2 protein-coding genes are annotated in these 1,348 nt (G+C 48.8%); one reads left to right on the top strand and one right to left on the bottom strand.

Annotation, left to right across the window (positions count from 1 at the left end; genetic code table 11):
- Window positions 1–768 (top strand): AI-2E family transporter (locus R7P67_RS24560; RefSeq protein WP_318086284.1); only part of this gene is annotated, 768 nt, incomplete at its 5' end.
- A gap of 32 nt (window positions 769–800) precedes the next feature.
- Here R7P67_RS24560 and R7P67_RS24555 read toward each other — a convergent pair.
- On the bottom strand, window positions 801–1,348 hold a 548-nt coding region (locus R7P67_RS24555), incomplete at its 5' end, for an EAL domain-containing protein (protein WP_318086283.1).

Genomic DNA, 1,348 nt, shown 5'->3' with positions numbered 1-1,348 from the left:
CAATGGTGGGCTGAGTTGCCAAGCATCGTCCAAAACGTTTCGCAAGAAGTGAATGAAGTGACCAAAGCGTCGTCAGAGCACATGAACGCGCCGCTTGAGCTTGCCAGTGACATGAACATTGACGAGATGGGCAACAACACGGTGTTTTCTCTGCTGAAAGCGCTCGCGACCACCACACCAACGCTGTTAACTCAGGCGATGATTGTGCTGTTTATGGTGTATTTCATGCTTAATCATGGTCGAAGTCTGTTTCGTAAATCGGTATCGCGTTTGCGTGGTTTTTCGAAACAACGTCAGGCGGTGGAGTTGGTGCAGGCTCTGCAGAAAGATTTATCGCGCTACATCGGCACCATTACTTTGGTCAATGCGGGTTTAGGCTTGTGTGTTGGATTGGTGTTTTTTGTCCTCGGCCTTGAAGACCCATTTCTATGGGGTGCGTTTGCGGGGGTAATGAATTTCGCGCCGTATTTGGGACCAGTGATTTCGATGGTGAGCTTTGGTTTTGTCGCGTATTTGCAGCTAGATTCGGTCAGTTTTATGCTGACAGTGGTGTCGATATATCTGTTGCTGAATTTAATCGAGAGTCAGTTTGTCACCCCAACTTTGCTAGGGAGGCGGTTTAACCTCAACCCGTTAGTCATCTTTATGTGGCTGGTCTTTTGGGGTTGGTTGTGGGGTGGAATGGGGCTGTTGATTGGCGTGCCGCTGTTGGTGTGCATCAACATTTTAGCGGATCGTTTGGCGCTTTGCGGTTCGACGAACATCTAACCGCAAAGTTGCCAGTGTATTGAACGTTGTGCTTAGTTAAATAACTTTTCCGCCGCAACGGGTGGGCTGAATAAATATCCCTGACCGTAGCTACAACCTTTGTCGACCAAGTAAGCCACTTGTTCTGGCGTTTCGATGCCTTCCGCCACGACTTTGAGTGAAAGCGTCGTGCCCATCGCAATGATGGCGTTAACAATGGCGTTGCTGTCGTTGTCGTTAGGCACATCACTGACAAACGAGCGGTCGATTTTCAGTTTGTTGATTGGCAAACCTTTGAGGTATGACAGCGAAGAATAGCCTGTGCCGAAGTCATCCAACGAAATCTCGATTCCGAGTTCACACAGCTGATTTAGCGATGCGATGGCCAGTTTTGGATCGATAAGCAAAAAGCTTTCGGTAATTTCCAGCTCCAAGTGATGCGCCGGGAATCCCGTTTCACGAAGGATGGTTTTGAGCTTGTTGATGAAGCGCGACTGTTGCAGTTGAAGTGCTGATACATTGACTGCAACTTTGCCAAATTGAACGCCTCTCGCCAGCCAGTCTGTCCCTTGTAAACAGGCGTCTTTGAGTACCCATTCGC

It is taken from the genome of Vibrio sp. Vb0937, assembly GCF_033338855.1.
Note: the sequence above shows the minus strand (reverse complement) of the source record. Positions and strands in the feature narration are given on the sequence as shown.